Origin of the sequence: Pseudomonas haemolytica (genome assembly GCF_009659625.1) — a bacterium.
In the GTDB taxonomy this organism is placed as follows: Bacteria; Pseudomonadota; Gammaproteobacteria; order Pseudomonadales; family Pseudomonadaceae; genus Aquipseudomonas; species Aquipseudomonas haemolytica.
On the sequence record NZ_VOIW01000010.1, the window covers coordinates 27627 to 45979 of the forward strand.

The following is an 18353-nucleotide window of genomic DNA, read 5'->3' on the forward strand; positions in this document are numbered from 1 at the left end:
GTCGAACGGCAATGAGAATTCACCTCATTTATTTCTAGTCAGTTAAACCCGAGCGGAGACGGACACCCAATAGCGGCTGCGGTAGGTCACATCGATGGGCAGCGATTGGGCCACCAGCTTCAGTACTTGATCAGTGTCATCCAGTTGATAGGTACCCGAGACCCGCAGCCCAGCCACCGCCTCGCTGCAACGCACCAACCCATTGCGGTAACGGCCCAGTTCGACCAGGAAGTCATCCAGGCGCATATTCTGGGCGCTGATCACGCCGTCACTCCAGGCCCAGGGGTCAAGGCCGTTGGTGGGCGAGGGGCGTATGCCGCTACGGTTGAACAGCACCTGCTCGCCGGGCTTGATGACTTGGCGTGCGCTGGCGTCATGGCTGTCGGCAAACACCGCCACCGCACCCTTCTGCACGGCCAGTAGCGTGCCTTGGGATTCTTCGCGCACCAGCAAGCGCGTGTCGAGGGCACGCAGGTAACCGTCACGGGTATGCACCCAGAATGGGCGGAGGTCGCCGCCGGTATTGACCAGTATTTCACCCTGGTGCAAGTTCACAAGCCGACCCTCGGCATTCAACGCGATATCAATGGCGCTGGCGCTGTTGAGTTGTACCTTGCTGCCATCGTTCAACGCCACCCAGCGCCGCTCGCCGACCGCGGTGCGGTAGTCGGCCAGCAGGGCAGGCAAGGGGGTGTAGTCGCGACCCAACCAGGTTAAGCCGGCAGCGCCGGCAAACAGCCCCAGCACCTTCAAGCCTTCACGACGACTGATGCGGTGGCGTGCGCCAGTGAGCGCATGGCGGCTTACCTGCGCTGACAGTTGATTGAAATCGTCATTCATTGTGGCCACTCGGTGCCACGCCTCTTGATGCGCAGCACTGGTCTGCAGCCACTTCTCAAAGGCCGTAGTGCTGGCGTCATCGGCGCTGTTGAAGCGCAGCTTGATCATCCACTGGATGGCCTGGTCCACCAGGCGCGGGTCAGAGCTCGGCATAACGCAACCGATAACAGGCATGCAGCGCCTTGGACAGGTCGCGCTCCACCGTGGCCTTGGAAACGCCCAGGCGCAGGGCGATCTGTGGGCAGGTCAGGCCATCCAGTTGCGCCAGTAGGAATGCCTCGCGCACCCGAGGCTTGAGCTGGTCGAGCAAACGGTCGATGCGTTCCAGGCTGTCGAGGATCAGTAGCCGGGTTTCTTCGCTCGGCACCTCGACTTGCGGGAAGTGCGCCAGGCTTTCCAGGTAGGCGCGTTCCAGCTCGCGGCGCCGGTACTGGTCGATCATCAAGCTGCGCGCAATGCTGCTCAAGTAAGCCCGCGGCTGTTGCAGGGTTTGTTGCGCGCGCGCGTTGAGCAGGCGCACGAAGGTTTCCTGCGCCAGGTCGGCGGCGTGTTCACGGCAACCGGTACGTCGGCTCAACCAGCCGCGCAGCCAGGAATGGTGGGCTTGGTAAAGCTGGCCGATGGCGGCAGGGTCCAGAGGGGGATCGCTCGACATGGTCATCCTGGCACAGCAGGCTTAATTGATAATGTTTCGCATTCTAGACGTTGGTCGTGGTAATGAGCAATCATCGCTGCGGTGAAGCAACAAGGCCGCTGAAATTGTATCCCGCACAATTTTTTGTTTGTGTCAGTTGCGCTGATTAACCTGCAGGCTTTGTCGGCGGATGACTGGCCATGATTGATCTTGCAACGTTGGCAATTTTTTCAGGCGCGGTTTTACTCCTGCTGTTGTCGCCCGGGCCGAACATGGCGTTTGTCATCAGCCAAGGCGTACTCCACGGCTGGCGTGGCGGTGTGGCCTCTGGCCTGGGCATCGGCGTGGCGGACTTGATACTCACGGCATTGACCGCCACCGGGGTGACCGCTGTGGTCGCCAGTTGGCCGCCCTCATTCGACCTGATCCGCTACGCGGGGGTGGTCTATCTGTTGTGGCTGGTGTTCAAGACCTTGCGCAAAAAACCTCGCCTGGCGGCTGCCAAGGTTGAGCCGGCGCGCCTCGGCCTGGTGTTCTTGCAGGCCGTGCTCAACAGTCTGCTCAACCCCAAGGCGCTGCTGTTCTTCGTGGTGTTTTTACCGCAGTTCGTGCGCCCCGAGGCAGGATCCATTGCTGGGCAGCTGTTGGTGTTGGGAGGCATCCTGACGTTGATCGCCGCCGTATTTCACATACTCCTGGGGATTTTTGGCGGTGCCGTGAGCCGCTTTTTCAGCGCCCGCCCAGCGGGCGCCGCCCTACAGAAGTGGGGGCTGGCAAGTGTATTGATGGTGTTGGCGATACGCCTGGCGCTGATGTCGCGGCGCACCGCATAAAAATGTGTGTAGGTATTTTGCGTTCGGGCCTGGTAACAAATCAGCGAAAGCGTCAGCGGAAATTTCATATCGCCCGTATTGTTAATATATTAACAACTTGAAATAAGTCACCCCGAATAAACACGATACTCAAAATTCTTACATATTCTTTTGCGGTTTTTGTTTTTTACAAAAATCAAGCCTCAGCATGTGTTGTAAAAAAATAATTCCATTAGCTGCCGCACTTTAAGTTATGGCGACTGACACGGTGGTTTAAAAAAATCGCCAGAAACCTAAGCCGTTTCCTACGTGAGAAAAACGTTTATACCCTGATGTATCTGCCCTCGCGCTACCTGCCAGTATAGGTTTCAAAATGTTTATCTGCGATTGCTTGAAATATAGTTAACCTATTAACTATGTCTCACGCCTAGCGACACATGGCGCTAAGCATCGGTATTGAACACTCGGAAATTAAATTTCGCGCCTCTCTACAAAGTTGCGTGTTACGGGCAATTAATAGGTATCTAAAATGAATAATCCCTCGTTCGACATCTCGGTAAACATCTTGAATGAAATCCTCAAAGTACATCGCCGTGATATACAGAGTGATAAATCGGATATGCACAGTCATGAACTAGAGCTGATTCGGTCTGTACAGATTCCGCGGATTCAGCACTTTGTGGAAGCGGGAAAACCTATTGAATTCGTATTGCCGGCTTTCCCCGCCAAATCACCCAACCCCGGCAAAGTAATCGGCCGGCTGCCCGATCTGGCAGAACGGCTTTCCTTGCAGTCCCTGGATAAATTGTGTGCTGACATCCAGCGTTTCTATACCCCGGGGGCTCATCTGACTATCTGCTCGGATGGCCGGGTGTTCGGCGATGTGATCGGTGTCGACGACAATGATATCAGCCAGTATCAGGCGGTTATCGGCCGGCTCATCGCGCAAAAACACGCCGATCATCTGCGGCTCTATAACCTTGAAGACTGCACTCGGTTCAACGCGCCCAGCCGTGACTTTGATACGTTGCGCCAATTGATGATCGATAACCATGCTGATTCGTTGTTTGCGATCAAGAGCACACTGATGAAGTCTGATGAAGGCGTGGCGTTATACCGTGCAATCTCACGCTTCATGTTCGAAGACGGCCTGACTCCGGACTACTCCGGAAGCCGAACGGCCTTGCAGCGAAAAGCCAAACTCATGGCGGTTGAAGTCATTCAACGCAGTTGGGCGTGGGGAGATCTTCTGGCAAAAGAGTTTCCACACGCAATACGATTGTCCATTCATCCGCAAGCACCCAGCAGCCTTAAGATCGGCATTCATATGATGCCGACACACGATTGCTGGATAACGCCCTGGCATGGCGTAGCGGTAGAGACGGGCGGGCGGGTTGTATTGATGAGTCGCAAGAACGCACAACTCTGTGGTGCCCGGTTGGTGATGCAGGACGGCCAGCCCAGTCACTATGTTATGGCGGCTTCTCAAGTCGACGAGTTAACCCCAGCCATCGTGCAATGGCAGGGAGCGCACGCATGATGGACTTGAACCTGCATCACCTGATCACGATGACACCACTGCCAGGGGCCCATGGCTCGCCTGAGTTTGGCGTAATGCTGACTGCTCGGCGTGAGTTGCATATTGGGCAACTGTCACCGGCCTGGTTGCGCATGCTGGTGTACAGCCATCAACTGGTGATCCTTCGCGGTTTCGAAGGCTTCAACTCGTCCGAGAGTTTCAGTCGTTATTGCGCCTCGTTCGGCGAAATCATGATGTGGCCTTTCGGGGCAGTGCTGGAGCTTGTGGAGGCCCCTATGCCCGATGACCACATTTTTTCCAATAGCTATGTGCCTTTGCATTGGGACGGAATGTATCTGGATACCGTGCCCGAATTCCAGATCTTCCACTGCGTCAATGCGGGCGATTTCGCCCACGGCGGCTGCACCACGTTTGCCAGTACCCCTCAGGCATTACGCATTGCATCGCCTGAAACGCTGGACTTGTGGAGCCGGGCACAAGGCAGCTACAGCCGGACCGTCAAACTTTACAGCAACCAGGCTCAAGCGCCGATCATTAACATCCACCCACGGCGCGAGTTTCCAGTACTGCGGTACTGTGAACAGCCGCTCGCAGGCGACAGTAGCTTTATCAACGCGTCGCAATATGAATTCAGTGGAATTGAAGCCAGTGAGCAATCCACGTTGCTCGACAGCCTTCACGCTGCGCTGCATGACCCCAGCGTTTACTACGCACATCAATGGCAAACCGGGGATGTGTTGCTGACGGACAACTTCAGCCTGCTCCATGGCCGTGAGGCTTTTACCCACGGTGGGGGACGGCATTTGCGTCGGGTGCATATCCACAGCACCCCGCCATTGCGCAACCCGCACATTCCATCGGCCGCGTGACGTCATGCTTCGCAACGCAACGCAGGCATGTCTGGCGCGCACACACCTGAGAATCGCTGTCGATAGGTCTGCGGCGTGACGGCCAGTATGCGAAGAAAGCTGCGGCGCATGGTTTCTTCGCACTTGAATCCGCATTGTGTAGCGATTCGCTTGATCGGCGCATCGCTATCGGCAAGGCGCCTTCTTGCGGTTTCTACCCGTAACAGCTCCACCGCCCGGGCGGGTGTCTGTCCGGTGTCGGCGCGGTAATGGCGGATAAAGCTGCGTTCACTCATCCCGGCCTGCGCCGCCAGGGTTGATATATTCAGGTCCTGCGTCAGCCGCTCAGCAATCCAGGCGTGCAACTCGGTAAAACGGCTACTGCTGTTCTGCAGCGACAACGTCACGCTGAATTGGGATTGGCCGCCCGGGCGTTTTAGAAACACCACCAGATGCCGTGCGATCTCCAGAGCTACCGCACGGCCCAGGTCTTGCTCCACCAGCGCCAAGCACAAATCAATCCCGGCCGTGACGCCGGCGGAGGTCCACAATGCCCCTTGCTGGACGAAGATAGGGTTGGTCTCAACCTGCAATTTCGGATATTGGCGGGCCAGTTCCCCACAGCGCGTCCAGTGGGTTGCCACACGACAGCCGTCGAGCAGACCGGTGGCCGCCAGTAGGAAGGCGCCGGTGCACACCGAGACTGTTCGACGCGAATGGGCGGCTTTTCTGCGCACCCAATCCACCAGCGCAGCGTCCTCGGCGGCACCATACACGCCCCAGCCCCCGGCGATCACCAGGGTATCGCACAGCGCATCGATCGCCGGCAACGGCTCAGCCACCAGCGCCAGGCCCGCGGACGTCATCACCGGTGCCGCCTGGGCAGCCACCACATTGACCGCATAGGGCACGCACAAACCTTGCTGTCGCGCCAGGTCGTTGGCCGAGGCAAAGACTTGCAGTGGCCCGGTAACATCCAGCACCTGCGCATTGGGGAAGGTGAGCACATGAACGATTCTTGGCATGTTGGCGTGATTCGTGGGCGGAATGGCGTGTAGGCCAAATCCTGAATCACTAGAGTGAAACCGTCTACTCCCTTACAGGAAAATCGGCATGACTCTACAGATTGGCTTTCTGCTATTCCCTGGCATCCAGCAACTGGACCTGACTGGCCCTTACGACGTTCTCGGTTCTCTGCCGGACGTAAAACTGCATCTGGTGTGGAAGGATCTGGCGACCGTGACCTCCAGCACGGGACTGGTGTTCACCCCGACGATAACCTATGCCGACTGCCCGAACCTGGACGTGATCTGCGTACCCGGCGGCGCCGGTGTCGGCCCGTTGATGGAAGACCCCCAGACCCTGGGTTTCCTCAAGGACCAAGCCCATACCGCACGCTATGTCACCTCGGTGTGCACTGGCGCGCTAGTACTCGGCGCAGCGGGTTTGCTGCGCGGGCGCAAGGCAACTACGCACTGGGCTTACCATGACCTGCTCGCCGCGCTCGGTGCCACTGCGGTTAAGGCGCGAGTGGTGCGCGATGGCAACCTGCTGACCGGCGGCGGTATCACCGCCGGGATCGACTTTGCCCTGTCCCTGGTAGCCGACCTGTACGGCGAGGCTGCCGCGCAACTGGTGCAGTTGCAGATTGAATATGCACCCGCACCCCCTTTCGATTCGGGCAGCCCGCAGACTGCGCCCGCGCATGTGCTGGCGCAGGCGCTTAAGCGCACGGCGCAATCGCGTAAGGACCGTGCAGAGATCGTGGCACGTGCCGCTGCGCGTCTGGACCGCTGAGATAACGGTACGCTTGATGGTGTGAGCCTGAAACGAACTTTTCCTGGCTCACGCTGACACGGGGTATTGTTATTGAATTAAATAAGACGTTGCCTATAGATGTCGACTTTTATATTGGCCCGCCCGCAGAGTGAACTAAGAGTTTTGCGAGCCAAGCAGTAAAAAAGTCGATTGATTAAATGTCTGTGCTGCAATGTTCGGCCAGTTACAAATTTTAAGTATCATTTGCGTAATTGAAGACAAGTTTAAGTAACTTATGATGGTCGGCCCATTGTGAGAGGTCGGCCATCATGCAAATAAGTACTTTCAACTTGATCAAGGCGATTGCCAGCCAATATCGTCTATGTAATATAAATCCTACGTTCGTAGGTCTGGTTGGTTTTCCAACACTTCGCTGTTGTGAAACGCCTGTTCGTATCAACGCCTGCCGTGGAGTTCGTCCATGATGGCGCAGAAAACTGATGTCGTCATTATTGGAGCGGGCCCTGTGGGGCTTATGTGTGCCTATCTCGGTCGCCTATGTAACCTCGAGGTAGTGATCATCGATAAATCGCTCGAGCCCTTGCAAGTGGGTAGGGCCGATGCGCTCAACGCCCGTACTTTGCAATTGTTCGAGAGCGTTGGTCTGTTCGACCAGTTGCATCCTCTGGGCAAGCCTTGTAATACCAGTTCGGTATGGGCAGACGGGAAGTTTGTCTCGCGTAAGTCAGCCTGGTGGGACGAATTGGAAGGCTGTTTTCATAAGTATTATCTTATGCTCGGGCAATCGTTCGTCGAGCAGGCGCTGGACGAGCGGATCAAGACGTTGGGCTGCCCGGTCCACCGTCAAACCTCCGTGCGTGATATCAAAATCCTGGAGGAGGGTTGCATGACGACACTGTCGACAGGCGAGACCATCCAGTCGGAGTTCGTCATCGGTGCCGACGGTTCCCGTTCGTTTGTGCGTGATTGGTTCAATGTGCCTTTCGAGGTGACCTATCCGCAGCTGATTTGGGCGGTGCTGGATGGCATCGTCGACACCGACTTCAATAAGGTGCCGGAAATCATCGTCTTTCAAGCCGAGACCTCGGATGTGGCGTGGATTCCGCGGGAGGGCGAGATCGACCGCTTTTACGTGCGCATGGATACCCAGGACTTTACCGTCGAACAGGCCGTTGCAAAGATCAACCGCGCAATGGCGCCACACACCTTGCGATTCAAGGAACTCGTTTGGTCTTCACAGTTCACGGTGCGCGAGTCAGTGGCGCAACACTATGCAATCGAGGGCAAAGTCTTTATCGCCGGTGACGCCTGCCACATTCATTCGGTCAATGGCGGCCAAGGCTTGAATACCGGTTTGGCTGACGCCTTCAATCTCATGTGGAAGATGAGCATGGTGTTGAAACACGGTGCGTCGAAGGCGTTGTTACCGACCTATGAGCAGGAGCGTAAGCCGGTTGCCCTGGGTGTGATCGAGACGTCCGGCGAACTGGTGCGCACTACCAAGTACTCGGCCCAAGGCACCCACGCAGAGGACTATCTGAAGGTTGTCGAGCGGCGCGCAGGCTTTATCACAGGAATGGGTATTCGTTACGGCCAGCACGACCTCGATGGCCAGCGGTTGCTCGATTTCAAGCTTCGCGAACCTGTCAGTGGCGAACTGACCGCTACCCGCATTTATTCCCTGCTCGACTATCGGTTTTTTACCCTGCTGGTGTTTGGTGACGCGCCGATAACCGCGGATCTCCCTGCCTACGTCAAGCAGATCCAGATTAATGATGAAAGCAGCCCCTACGCCAATCAACTGATCCTGGTTCGGCCCGATACGTATATTGCGGCGTCTTCTGCCCTGAACGACCTTGCACCGATAACGGCTTATCTGGATTCAGTGGTGTACCCGCGCACGACATGACGCCATCCCGGTGCGCAAAGCAAGGCAGCTATAAAAGTACCGGGTGGTATCAAGCCAGCAATTCCAGCAGCGCATCAAGGGTGGCCTGGGGGGCTTCCTGGGGAATATTGTGCCCCACACCTTTCAATATCCGGCGCCGATAAAAGCCGCTGAAATGTTCTGCGTCGTCGTCCTCTTCAGGGGCTGGGCCCACTCCATCATCGGCGCCACACAGCGAAATGCTCGGCACGCTGATCGGAGGTTGCAGCGCCAGTGCCTGCTCGATAGTTTCCAGGGCCGGGTCGCCGGGGGCATACATGAAACGATGGCGATAGGAGTGGATCACGACCGCGACAAAATCCGGGTTATCGAACGATGGCGCGGTTTTGCCATACAGGCTCGGCCCTTCGACCCAGGACGGTGACCACAGCGACCACAGCAGTTGGCAAAGGTCGCGGCGGTTGGCGGTCAAACCGTCGACCCCGCGCTGGGTGTGAAAGTAGTACTGGTACCACAATCGATGCTCAGTTTCCGGTGCTCTAGGCTTGAGCGACTTGGCGATGTCCTGAATGTTGTAGCCATCGCCGGTCATTAACCCGCGTACCCGTTCCGGCCACAGCGCCGCGACAATACACGCGGCGCGCCCACCCCAGTCAAACCCGGCGAGGGTGGCCTGAGGGATCGCCAGGGCATCCATGAAATCCAGCAAATCCTTGGCCAGCGCTGCTTGTTGGCCGGAACGAATGACCTGAGCGTTGATAAACCGCGTCGGGCCATAACCGCGTAAATACGGGACGAACACCCGATAACCACGCTCGGCCAGCACGGGTGCGATCTCGTCGTAGCCGCGCGGGTCGTAGGGGAAGCCATGCAACAGGATCACGGGCTCACCCTCGACAGGGCCGTGGGTTTCGTAGGCTACCTCGAGCATGGGCGTGCGCACATACAACAGCGGGGCAGGGCGGCTCAGGGTTGCCATACGGTCTTCTCCCCGCTGAGCTTGCGGTCCAGGAACGTCGCTGCACTGATCAACGCCAAATGGCTCAAGGCCTGAGGCGTATTGCCCAGGTGCCGGGCCTGGCTGTCGAACTCTTCGGCGTATAACCCCAGCGGGTTGGCGTAACGCAGCAATTGTTCGAATTCCAGATGGGCTTTTTCCACCTGCCCGGCGCGGGCCAGGCATTCGACATACCAGAACGAGCAGGCAGCAAACGCGCCTTCGGTGCCTTGCAAGCCGTCGATCTGACTGTCGTCGTTGCGGTAGCGGTAGACCATGCCGTCGCGCACCAGGCTTTTCTGGATCGCTTCCAGTGTCGACAGCCAGCGCGGGTCGGTCGCCGCGACGAAGCGCACCAGTGGCATCAACAGCATCGAACCGTCCAGCGCAGTGCTGCCGATATGCTGCACAAAGTGCCCACGCTCCTCGTTCCAGAAATTGCTCCAGATGTCGGCGTAGATCGCCTGGCGCGTCTGGTCCCAACGCGCGAACGGGGCCGGCAGTGAACGTTTGGAGGCCAGTCGGATGGCACGGTCCAGGGCCACCCAGCACATCAGGCGCGAATGTAGGAAGTGGTGCTCTTCACCACGCATTTCCCAGATGCCTACATCCTTGCGGTTCCAGATCTCACACACTTGGTCGGCGACGTCCACCGTATGTTTCCAGCCTTCGTGGGAGATGGCTTCGCCATACTTGTTGACCAGGTACACCGCGTCCATCAGCTCGCCGTAGATATCCAGTTGGATCTGGTCGAACGCTTCATTGCCCACGCGTACCGGTTGGGCGCCGCCGTGGCCACTCAAATGGTCGAGGGTGGTTTCCGGCAGTTCCTGGCGACCGTCGATGCCGTAGAGGATATTGATCTTGGTCGGCTGGCCGCAGCAGTCGCTGACCCGGCCTTTGAGCCAGCGCATATAGGCATTGGCTTCTTCGACAAAACCCAGGCGCATGAATGCGTAGACGGTGAACGAGGCGTCGCGGATCCAGGTGTAGCGGTAATCCCAATTGCGCTCGCCACCTGGGGTTTCCGGCAGGCCGAAGGTCGCAGCGGCGATGATTGCGCCGTGTTTGCGCGAGGTTAAAAGCTTCAGCGCCAGGGCCGAGCGGTTGACCATTTCGCGCCAGCGCCCACGGTAATTGGACTGAGAGATCCAGCCGCGCCAGAACTTCAGGGTGCGCTCCAGGTACAGGTCCGTGCAATCGTTGATCACTCGCGGATCATCCTGGCCGCCGAGCACGAATTCGGCGCCTTCGTCCTGGGCCAGGGTGAAGCTGGCGACGGCTGCATCCTCTTCGAGGGTCAGCGGGTGACTGCCCACCAGACGCAGGCCGGGCTGGCCGTCGGCGTTGAACAACACGCCGGTGTCGTCAGACCTGGCCTTAGTCTTGGCGCGGGCATAGTCGTGGCGCACGGCGCAGCGCAGGTGCAGGGTAGCCTGGCCACTGACCACACGCACCCGGCGAATCAGCAGCGGCAGCTCGTCGACGTCTTCGCTGACGGCCAGCAGATCGGTGACCTCCACTACCGCTGCATCGCTGAGCCAGCGGGTTTGCAGCACGTTGGTGTCGGGCAGGTAAATCTGCTCGCGGCGGGCATTGGGCAAGTCCGGGGTGAGCTGGAACGTGCCAGCCTCGGGCGTGTCGAGCAGTGCGCAGAAGATCGACGGGCTGTCGAATTCCGGCCAGCAGAAAAAGTCGATGCTGCCCCGGTCGTTTACGAGTGCCGCACTGCGCATGTCGCCGATGATGCCGTGGGCATCGATGGCGCTTTGGGGTTCTTTCTTCAAGTCAACCATTGCCACGAAACTCCGGATACAGGCTCATGCCACCGTCAATAAACAGCGTACTGCCGACCACATAATCAGACGCGTCGCTGGCCAGCCACACCACCGCATTGGCCACGTCTTCCACATCCCCGACGCGGCCATAAGGAATCAATTTGAGCAGCTCTTTTTCCGCCGCGCCTTCAGTGGCCGCACGGTTGATCGCCGTACGAATGGCCCCCGGCGCAATGCCGTTGATGCGAATTCGTTGCTCGCTGACTTCCTGGGCCAGGGTGCGCATCAGCATCTCCACGCCTCCCTTGGATGCGGCGTAGTTCACATGCCCGGCCCAAGGGATGATTTGATGCACGGAGCTCATATGGATGATTTTGCCGGCGGCGCGGGATACGCCGTCCCGAATGCCCTGGCGATTGAAAATACGCACCGCCGCACGCGCACAGAGAAATTGCCCGGTGAGGTTGACGCCGATTACGCTGTTCCAGTCATCAAGGGTCATGTCGACCAGGTTGGCGTCTTTTTGCAGGCCGGAGTTGGCCACCAGGATATCCAAGTGGCCGAAGGCGTCGAGCGTCTGGGCGAACAGGCGTTCGACGTCAGCCTCTTTGGATACGTCGCCACCGATGGCAAGTGCCCGGCCGCCGTTGGCATTGATCTGCGCGGCGAGGGCCTCGGCCGGTGCCGCCTGGGAGTTGTAGTTGAGCACCACCGCCGCGCCCGCTTCGGCCAGGGCTTTGGCCGCGCCCGCACCAATGCCGGAACTGGCGCCGGTGACCAGGGCCACTTGTTGCTGCAAGGAAATCTGCATCGCCCACCCACTGTGTTTATGAGAGTCCTTTCAGCTGACTGGCGGCGGGCAGTGGAAGTTCACCGGCAGCTCACAGGCCCAGGCCGTGGGCGACAACGGTGAGCGCGCCGTTGCAGGCTTGTCGCCTGACCCTGGCGGCCGTATCGAACCGGGACAGGTGTTGAAACAGCGGATCGGCTATGTAGGCATCAATGGCCGAATCCGGATCATGCGGACTGGGAGGCGGCCCTTCGCGCGCAGCAGCCGGCCGGTTAATGATTTGCCCGTCGAGCATGCCGATTTCTACCGCGGCCCTACCTGCCATCAGGTTTACGAACGTGTGCATGTCATACAGCAGGATGCCGTTCTGCAGTGACCACATATCCATGCTGCCGACATTGTGTAGACCGACGGGGATGATGCGGTCGCATTCGGCAGGTGTGAGCCCGTTGCTGATCAGGCATGCCCGCGATTTCTCATCATCACGGGCAAGCAGCACCAGGTTCTCCAACTGCCGAACCAGGTTACCCAATCCGCTTGAGGGCTCTCTGAGCAGGCTGAGCCATCCCAGTAAGCCGCTATGGGAGCGCTTTTTGAGGTGTTTGAGCTGTACGCCATAAATCTGGCTGTGCACGTGATCCCTGATGAAGAAATCGACATCCACTTCAACGGCATTGTCTTTTGTGTGGTGTTGCAGCAGTTCGAAATCGAGCACTTCAATATGAGCGCAGCGTTTGAGCCGGTTCACCAGGTAGGCCTTCTGAGCATCTGATGTGGCCTTGCCGTGCCAATTGGTGCCCAGCTTTATTTCTGCGAGTTTTTCGGCTGTCTCGATGGCGCCACTCGCCAAATTGCGCGTTCCCAGTACCAGCCCGCCTCCAGAGAAATCGAAAAGCCGGTCAACCACGGGGAGTTGCGTTTGAATTCGATGGACATGTTCGTAGACCTGCGTAATGCCCTTTTGCGCGGCGTGGCGATGATCGAAGGGTGGGGTTCCAGGATGCTGTGTTGCATGGACCGCGTGAATGATCATCAGCAGCAAGGGTTCAAGTTGATCGAATAATAGGCCGGCCACGGGACCATAGTCTGGCGGCAGCCGCCAATGCTGGGGAAATAGAGTCAGTGCCGATACCCTGGCATTTTGCAGTTGGTTTCGTCGAGCCGGGTCGGCAGCCACGATGGCAAGGCTTTGGATGGCCAGCGAGGCGGACGCAAGAGATGCCTGTTCCAGGGCTGAACCAAACCATACCCTGCGAAGGTGCGCGCGCATGGCGTCCGATGACGGCGTGATGGTGCAATTGCCAGTCTCGTCAACGGTTGCCCTGGCGATGCCCAGGATGACCAAGGCCAATAGTTCTGAAAGCCAGACGCAGTGGCACGCCAGGCCGACAGTGTCTTGTGAGGATGGGGCACCCTGGGGGTCGCATGGCATTGTCGACAGCACGGTTCAAGCAGTTGCAGGTCGTACAGTCGCGCAACATCGGTGAGGGTTCCGTCGGGTAGAGGTGCCGTGTCGAGGGTGGTTTGTATCTGGGTTTGCTGCAGCCACACCTCGCGGGATTTCCACAGTGTGGTCGTGCCAGTGAGTGGGAGCTTCTGCGCTAGCATCGCCTGCATTGGGTACAGCCGTTCGACCAATGTCTGCACGCCTGGGCATTGATCGGTCAGGGAGGTGATGAGTATTCGATTTGGCTCGCTCAAACAGAACTTATGCGGGTAAGTGCTGACGTTGCAGGCAAGGCGTAAAGCATGGTGGCAGCGGGTGTCGATAAAAGGCGTGTGCATAGACGTAGCGCTCGGCCGCAAGGGGAGTGTTATCGTATTATGCTGAAAATAAAGGGAATACAAGGGGCGAGGGAATGTATATGCCGACAGGCACCGGACGCGTGAATATCGTACTCATCGGCCTATCCGCAGTTTTATCACTGGCTCAAGCATCAGGGGCCTTTGCGGAAAACATCAATGGCAAGACGCTCTACTTACAAAGGTGCGCTGTGTGTCATGGGCTCGATATCAAAGCGACAGGGCCATTGGCTAAAAAAAGCAATCCTCCAACGCCTGACCTTACAACCATCGTTTTCAAGAAACGACTCAGTGATTATCCAGGCGTTATCGTGTCGTCAATCATACTTCGCCCAAATGGAAATCTGATTCCAAAGACGTTGCAGGAGAACGGTGTAAAGATAGCGCCGCACGCGTGGAGCGTTAAGGATTTACGAGACCTGCATCAGTACATGAGTGATGTCATTTCAAAAAAATAACGCTCTTGATAGGGGATAGGGTGCAGCGACAGGCAGCAATTGCCCTGCTTAATAGGAAGCATTACTATTCACGCCCCGCCTTCCCAGTGCATCCGCGATGATTCCCCAGCCGCCCCGCAGAACAGGCTTTTTCGAGCACTACGAAGAGTTGATCGGAACCTGGACGCGCCGCCTGAGAAACCGTCAGCAGGCCGAAGACCTGGCCCATGACACCTTTGTGCGAGTGCTGGAGTCGAGTACCAGCGAGGTTGCGCAACCGCGCGCCTACTTGCATCAAACGGCGCGCAATATCGCAGTGGATGCCCATCGCCGCGAAGACCGCCGCGAGGCGCTGACGCTGCAAGCGGTTGATCACAGTGCGCCCCATAGCGGCGACCCGGAGCATTACATGCACGCGATCCAGTTGGCCGACTCCATCGAGCGGGCGTTGGCCGAGTTGCCGCTCAACTGCCGCAAGATTTTCATCTGGCAGAAAATCGAGGGACTCACCCAGCTGGAAATCGCCGAACGCCTGGGCCTGTCTAAAAACATGGTGGAAAAGTATATGATCCGCACCCTGCGGCATCTGCGTGATCGTCTGGATGCGATGGCGCCATGACCCGCTTTGAAACAGGATCTTCCACGATGGATACCCGTGTCCGTGATGAGGCCGCGCAGTGGTTTGTGCGCCTGCAGGACGGCCAGTTGAGCGCCGAAGAGCGTCAATGTTTCGATGCCTGGCGTGCTGAGCAGCCCGAGCACCAATATGAATTCGATGTGTTGCAAGGGCTGTGGAGCGCCACGGATCTGCTGCCCAAGGCTCGCTTGCAGGCCCTGTGCGAGGCGCCGGCCGAGCATTCCAAGCGCCGTGCGGTGTTGCGCTATGCCGTTGCCGCCAGTGTGGTCGCCGTTGCAGTGGGCGTGGGTTTATTCAGCGGGTTGGGCCAGCCAAAGTCGTACAGTGCCGAGTTCAGTACCCGGTTGGGCGAGCATCGCCAGGTGGCCTTGCCCGACGGTTCGGTGATGGACCTCAACAGCCGTAGCGTGGTTGCGGTTCACTATGAAAAAGGTCGGCGTGGCGTGGAACTCAAGCAGGGCGAGGCGATGTTCAGTGTCGAGCATGACGCCAGTCGTCCGTTTGTGGTGGCCGCGGGGGCAGGGCAGGTGACGGTTACCGGCACGCGCTTCGATGTGCGTCGGGATGCCGACCAGACCCGCGTGGCCGTTGAGGCCGGCACGGTCAAGGTACAGGGGCGCCTGTTGGATCAGACGGTGACGCTGACCGCCGGCCGTGGCACCCATGTCGATACCCAAGGCCAAGTGGCGGCGGCCTACGCGGTGAACGCTGAAGAACTGACCGCATGGCGCACCGGCAAACTGGTGTTCAACAACGCCACACTTGGCGACGTGGCGCGGGAAGTGTCGCGCTACCGCGAGCAACCGCTGCGCGTCAGTACCACAGCGGTGGGCAACCTGCGCCTGACCAGCGTATTCAAGTCCAACGATACCGACGCCTTGCTCAAGGCCTTGCCACACATCCTTCCCGTCGCCTTGCGTACCTTGCCGGACGGCAGCCAGGAAATTATTTCACGCTGACATTCAGGTTTTTTTCGAGTTCTTCGTCTTCTCCTGCAACTGCAACTGGTTTGCGTTAACAGCCGCGCACTCTTGCCATCACAGGACTAGGTTCGACGTGAAAAAACTCGCCCTCTACAACTATAAAGTTTCTCGCTGGGCGCCCCTGGCCCTGGCCCTGGCAGTCAGTACCGCGCTGCCAGCCGCGTATGCTGGCGATGGCATTCATATCCGCGCCCAATCCCTGGGCGCAGCCTTGAGCCAACTGGGCCAGCAGACCTCGCTGCAAGTGTTCTTCAGCCCCGACATGGTCGCTGGCAAGCAAGCCCCGGCGGTGGATGGCAACCTCTCGCCCGAACAAGCCCTGCGCCAATTGCTGCAAGGCAGCGGCCTGGATTACCGGATCGACGCCGGCTCCGTGACCTTACGCCCGGTTAGCAACGGCACCGGCGAGGCTGGCTCGCCGCTGGAGCTGGGCGTCACCGACATCAAGGTAGTAGGCGACTGGCTTGCCGATGCCGATGCAGCCGTGGTGCAAAACCACCCGGGCGCGCGCACGGTGGTGCGCCGCGAAGCCATGGTGGAGCAAGGCGCGATGAATGTCGGCGATGTGCTGCGACGTATTCCGGGTGTGCAGGTACAGGAATCCAACGGTACCGGTGGCAGCGATATTTCCCTCAACGTCGGTGTACGCGGCCTGACCTCACGCCTGTCGCCGCGCTCCACCGTGCTGATTGACGGCGTACCGGCAGCGTTCGCCCCGTACGGCCAACCGCAACTGTCGATGGCGCCGATTTCCGCCGGTAACCTGGAAAGTATTGACGTTGTTCGCGGTGCAGGTTCCGTGCGTTATGGGCCACAGAACGTGGGTGGGGTGATCAACTTCGTGACCCGCGCGATTCCGGAGAAATTCTCCGGTGAGGTCGGCACCACCCTGCAAACCTCCGCCCATGGTGGCTGGAAGCACGTTGAGAACGCCTTTATCGGCGGCACTGCCGACAACGGCATCGGCGCCGCGCTGCTGTACTCCGGGGTCAATGGCAACGGCTACCGCAACAGCAACAATTCCAACGACATCGACGACGTGATCTTCAAAACCCACTGGGCGCCGACCGATCAAGATGACTTTTCGCTGAACTTCCACTACTACGATGCCAGCGCCGACATGCCCGGCGGCCTGACCCAGCAGCAGTTCGACGCCAACCCCTACCAGTCGGTGCGCGACTGGGACAACTTCAGCGGCCGCCGCAAGGACGTGTCCTTCAAGTACATCCGCCAGATCGACGACCGTACCCAGGCCGAAGTGCTGACTTATTACTCCGACAGTTTCCGTGGCAGCAACATCGCCAACCGCGACCTCAAGACCATCAGCTCCTACCCGCGCACCTACTACACCTTCGGCATCGAGCCGCGAGTGTCCCATGTGTTCGACGTGGGCCCGAGTACCCAGGAAGTCAGTGTTGGCTATCGCTACCTCAAGGAAGGCATGCACGAGCAAGCCACCAGTCTCAACCTGGCCAACAACGTGCCGACGCCGGGCGGGCAGAGCGATGGCCATGTGTATCAGGACCGCACTGGTGGCACCGAAGCCAATGCGTTCTACATCGATAACAAAATCGATATCGGCAGGTGGACCATTACCCCGGGCATCCGCTTTGAAGACATCCGCACCGAATGGCATGACCGCCCGGTCGTGGCCCTGAACGGCAAGCGTACCGAGGAGAAACGCCGCGAGGTCCACAACAACGAACCGTTGCCGGCCCTGAGCGTGATGTATCACGTGTCTGACGAATGGAAACTGTTCGCCAACTACGAAACCTCGTTCGGCAGCCTGCAGTACTTCCAGCTGGGGCAGGGCGGCACCGGCAACCAGACCGCCAACGGCCTGAACCCGGAAAAAGCCAAGACCTACGAGATCGGTACGCGCTACAACGACAGCGTCTGGGGCGGCGAAGTGACGCTGTTCTACATCGACTTCTCGGATGAGCTGCAATATGTCAGCAACGACGTGGGCTGGACCAACCTCGGCGCCACCAAGCACGCTGGTATCGAAGCGTCGGCTCACTACGACCTGTCCAACCTCGACCCGCGCCTCGATGGCCTGACCGCCAACGCCGGCTTCACCTACACCAAGGCCACCTCTGAAGGTGACGTGCCATTCAAGGGCCGCGATTTGCCACTGTACTCCCGTGAAGTGGCGACCCTGGGTCTGCGCTACGACGTCAACCACTGGACCCACAACCTGGACGTCTACGCCCAGTCCGGCCAGCGTGCGCCAGGTACCGGCACCACCTACATCACCCAGGGCACCGCTGACGGTCAATACGGTGATATCCCAGGGTATGTCTCAGTCAATGTGCGCAGTGGTTATGACTTTGGCGCGCAACTGTCGAACCTGAAACTGGGTGTGGGGGTGAAAAACGTGTTTGATCAGCTGCACTACACGCGCTCCAGCGACAACAACTCCGGGATATACCTGGGTGAGCCGCGTACGTTCTTTGTACAAGCAAGCGTCGGATTCTGATCTTTAGCTGATAGGAAAAATCGCAGCCCAAGGGCTGCGATTTTTTTTGCTTGGGCAGGGCGTGCCACCCATTTACTGCTGGAAGACCACCGCCTGCCAATCTGTTTC

Annotated in this window: 16 protein-coding genes; 9 read left to right on the forward strand and 7 right to left on the reverse strand. The window is 58.6% G+C overall.

Annotated features, from left to right (window positions below; genetic code table 11):
* Positions 1–42 precede the first annotated feature (42 nt).
* The gene (locus FRT59_RS25945) at positions 43–993 is read right to left on the reverse strand and encodes a FecR domain-containing protein (RefSeq protein ID WP_153872748.1); all 951 of its coding nucleotides are present in this window, start codon (positions 991–993) and stop codon (positions 43–45) included.
* On the reverse strand, positions 980–1495 hold the full coding sequence (locus FRT59_RS25950) for a sigma-70 family RNA polymerase sigma factor (RefSeq protein WP_034118985.1): 516 nt from the start codon (positions 1493–1495) through the stop codon (positions 980–982). Before FRT59_RS25950 ends, FRT59_RS25945 begins: the two co-directional genes overlap by 14 nt.
* 179 nt (positions 1496–1674) lie before the next feature.
* On the opposite strand from FRT59_RS25950, the gene FRT59_RS25955 reads away from it, so the two are divergent.
* The 3 genes from FRT59_RS25955 (at position 1675) to FRT59_RS25965 (ending at position 4695) form a co-directional block, all read left to right on the forward strand.
* Complete coding sequence (locus FRT59_RS25955; protein ID WP_153872749.1) at positions 1675–2307, forward strand: LysE family translocator; 633 nt, start codon at positions 1675–1677, stop codon at positions 2305–2307.
* 508 nt (positions 2308–2815) lie between these two features.
* Positions 2816–3826 (forward strand): L-tyrosine/L-tryptophan isonitrile synthase family protein, encoded by a 1011-nt coding sequence (locus tag FRT59_RS25960; RefSeq protein WP_153838490.1) that lies wholly within the window; start codon positions 2816–2818, stop codon positions 3824–3826.
* Positions 3823–4695: a TauD/TfdA dioxygenase family protein gene (locus FRT59_RS25965; protein ID WP_034118988.1), complete on the forward strand. Its 873-nt coding sequence runs from the start codon at positions 3823–3825 to the stop codon at positions 4693–4695. The genes FRT59_RS25960 and FRT59_RS25965 overlap by 4 nt, the downstream gene beginning before the upstream one ends.
* Positions 4696–4697: 2 nt before the next feature.
* Here FRT59_RS25965 and FRT59_RS25970 read toward each other — a convergent pair whose 3' ends face one another.
* Positions 4698–5699: a GlxA family transcriptional regulator gene (locus FRT59_RS25970; protein ID WP_034118989.1), complete on the reverse strand. Its 1002-nt coding sequence runs from the start codon at positions 5697–5699 to the stop codon at positions 4698–4700.
* A gap of 88 nt (positions 5700–5787) precedes the next feature.
* Here FRT59_RS25970 and FRT59_RS25975 point away from each other — a divergent pair, with 88 nt between their 5' ends.
* Positions 5788–6471, forward strand: coding sequence for a DJ-1/PfpI family protein (locus tag FRT59_RS25975; protein ID WP_153872750.1), 684 nt, complete (start codon positions 5788–5790; stop codon positions 6469–6471).
* A gap of 442 nt (positions 6472–6913) precedes the next feature.
* Positions 6914–8362 carry an FAD-binding protein gene (locus FRT59_RS25980; protein ID WP_034118991.1) on the forward strand — a complete coding sequence of 483 codons (1449 nt, stop codon included), beginning with the start codon at positions 6914–6916 and terminating at the stop codon, positions 8360–8362.
* A gap of 49 nt (positions 8363–8411) precedes the next feature.
* Here FRT59_RS25980 and FRT59_RS25985 read toward each other — a convergent pair whose 3' ends face one another.
* From FRT59_RS25985 to FRT59_RS26000, 4 genes are all read right to left on the reverse strand, one after another.
* Complete coding sequence (locus FRT59_RS25985; RefSeq protein WP_153872751.1) at positions 8412–9320, reverse strand: alpha/beta fold hydrolase; 909 nt, start codon at positions 9318–9320, stop codon at positions 8412–8414.
* Positions 9308–11134 (reverse strand): glycoside hydrolase family 15 protein, encoded by a 1827-nt coding sequence (locus FRT59_RS25990; protein ID WP_153872752.1) that lies wholly within the window; start codon positions 11132–11134, stop codon positions 9308–9310. Before FRT59_RS25990 ends, FRT59_RS25985 begins: the two co-directional genes overlap by 13 nt.
* The gene (locus FRT59_RS25995; protein WP_153872753.1) at positions 11127–11927 is read right to left on the reverse strand and encodes a glucose 1-dehydrogenase; all 801 of its coding nucleotides are present in this window, start codon (positions 11925–11927) and stop codon (positions 11127–11129) included. The genes FRT59_RS25990 and FRT59_RS25995 overlap by 8 nt, the downstream gene beginning before the upstream one ends.
* 70 nt (positions 11928–11997) lie before the next feature.
* Positions 11998–13251: a hypothetical protein gene (locus tag FRT59_RS26000; protein WP_153872754.1), complete on the reverse strand. Its 1254-nt coding sequence runs from the start codon at positions 13249–13251 to the stop codon at positions 11998–12000.
* 541 nt (positions 13252–13792) lie between these two features.
* On the opposite strand from FRT59_RS26000, the gene FRT59_RS26005 reads away from it, so the two are divergent.
* The 4 genes from FRT59_RS26005 (at position 13793) to FRT59_RS26020 (ending at position 18245) form a co-directional block, all read left to right on the forward strand.
* Positions 13793–14167 (forward strand): c-type cytochrome, encoded by a 375-nt coding sequence (locus FRT59_RS26005; RefSeq protein WP_325168007.1) that lies wholly within the window; start codon positions 13793–13795, stop codon positions 14165–14167.
* A gap of 97 nt (positions 14168–14264) precedes the next feature.
* Positions 14265–14765, forward strand: a complete 501-nt coding sequence (locus tag FRT59_RS26010) for a sigma-70 family RNA polymerase sigma factor (RefSeq protein WP_034118997.1) — start codon at positions 14265–14267, stop codon at positions 14763–14765.
* A 26-nt stretch (positions 14766–14791) separates the two neighbouring features.
* Complete coding sequence (locus tag FRT59_RS26015; RefSeq protein WP_153872756.1) at positions 14792–15742, forward strand: FecR family protein; 951 nt, start codon at positions 14792–14794, stop codon at positions 15740–15742.
* Positions 15743–15839: 97 nt separating this feature from the next.
* A complete protein-coding gene (locus tag FRT59_RS26020; RefSeq protein ID WP_198809876.1) occupies positions 15840–18245 on the forward strand; it encodes a TonB-dependent siderophore receptor in 2406 nt (801 codons plus the stop codon).
* Positions 18246–18353 lie beyond the last annotated feature (108 nt).

What these genes read in the sequence shown, in the direction of transcription:
- FRT59_RS25980 (WP_034118991.1), top strand. Translation starts at nt 6,914, where the DNA reads ATGATGGCGCAGAAAACTGATGTCGTCATTATTGGAGCGGGCCCTGTG.
- FRT59_RS25975 (WP_153872750.1), top strand. Translation starts at nt 5,788, where the DNA reads ATGACTCTACAGATTGGCTTTCTGCTATTCCCTGGCATCCAGCAACTG.
- FRT59_RS25965 (WP_034118988.1), top strand. Translation starts at nt 3,823, where the DNA reads ATGATGGACTTGAACCTGCATCACCTGATCACGATGACACCACTGCCA.
- FRT59_RS25990 (WP_153872752.1), bottom strand. Translation starts at nt 11,134, where the DNA reads ATGGTTGACTTGAAGAAAGAACCCCAAAGCGCCATCGATGCCCACGGC.
- FRT59_RS26015 (WP_153872756.1), top strand. Translation starts at nt 14,792, where the DNA reads ATGGATACCCGTGTCCGTGATGAGGCCGCGCAGTGGTTTGTGCGCCTG.
- FRT59_RS25985 (WP_153872751.1), bottom strand. Translation starts at nt 9,320, where the DNA reads ATGGCAACCCTGAGCCGCCCTGCCCCGCTGTTGTATGTGCGCACGCCC.
- FRT59_RS25950 (WP_034118985.1), bottom strand. Translation starts at nt 1,495, where the DNA reads ATGTCGAGCGATCCCCCTCTGGACCCTGCCGCCATCGGCCAGCTTTAC.
- FRT59_RS25995 (WP_153872753.1), bottom strand. Translation starts at nt 11,927, where the DNA reads ATGCAGATTTCCTTGCAGCAACAAGTGGCCCTGGTCACCGGCGCCAGT.
- FRT59_RS26010 (WP_034118997.1), top strand. Translation starts at nt 14,265, where the DNA reads ATGATTCCCCAGCCGCCCCGCAGAACAGGCTTTTTCGAGCACTACGAA.
- FRT59_RS25960 (WP_153838490.1), top strand. Translation starts at nt 2,816, where the DNA reads ATGAATAATCCCTCGTTCGACATCTCGGTAAACATCTTGAATGAAATC.
- FRT59_RS25945 (WP_153872748.1), bottom strand. Translation starts at nt 993, where the DNA reads ATGCCGAGCTCTGACCCGCGCCTGGTGGACCAGGCCATCCAGTGGATG.
- FRT59_RS25955 (WP_153872749.1), top strand. Translation starts at nt 1,675, where the DNA reads ATGATTGATCTTGCAACGTTGGCAATTTTTTCAGGCGCGGTTTTACTC.
- FRT59_RS25970 (WP_034118989.1), bottom strand. Translation starts at nt 5,699, where the DNA reads ATGCCAAGAATCGTTCATGTGCTCACCTTCCCCAATGCGCAGGTGCTG.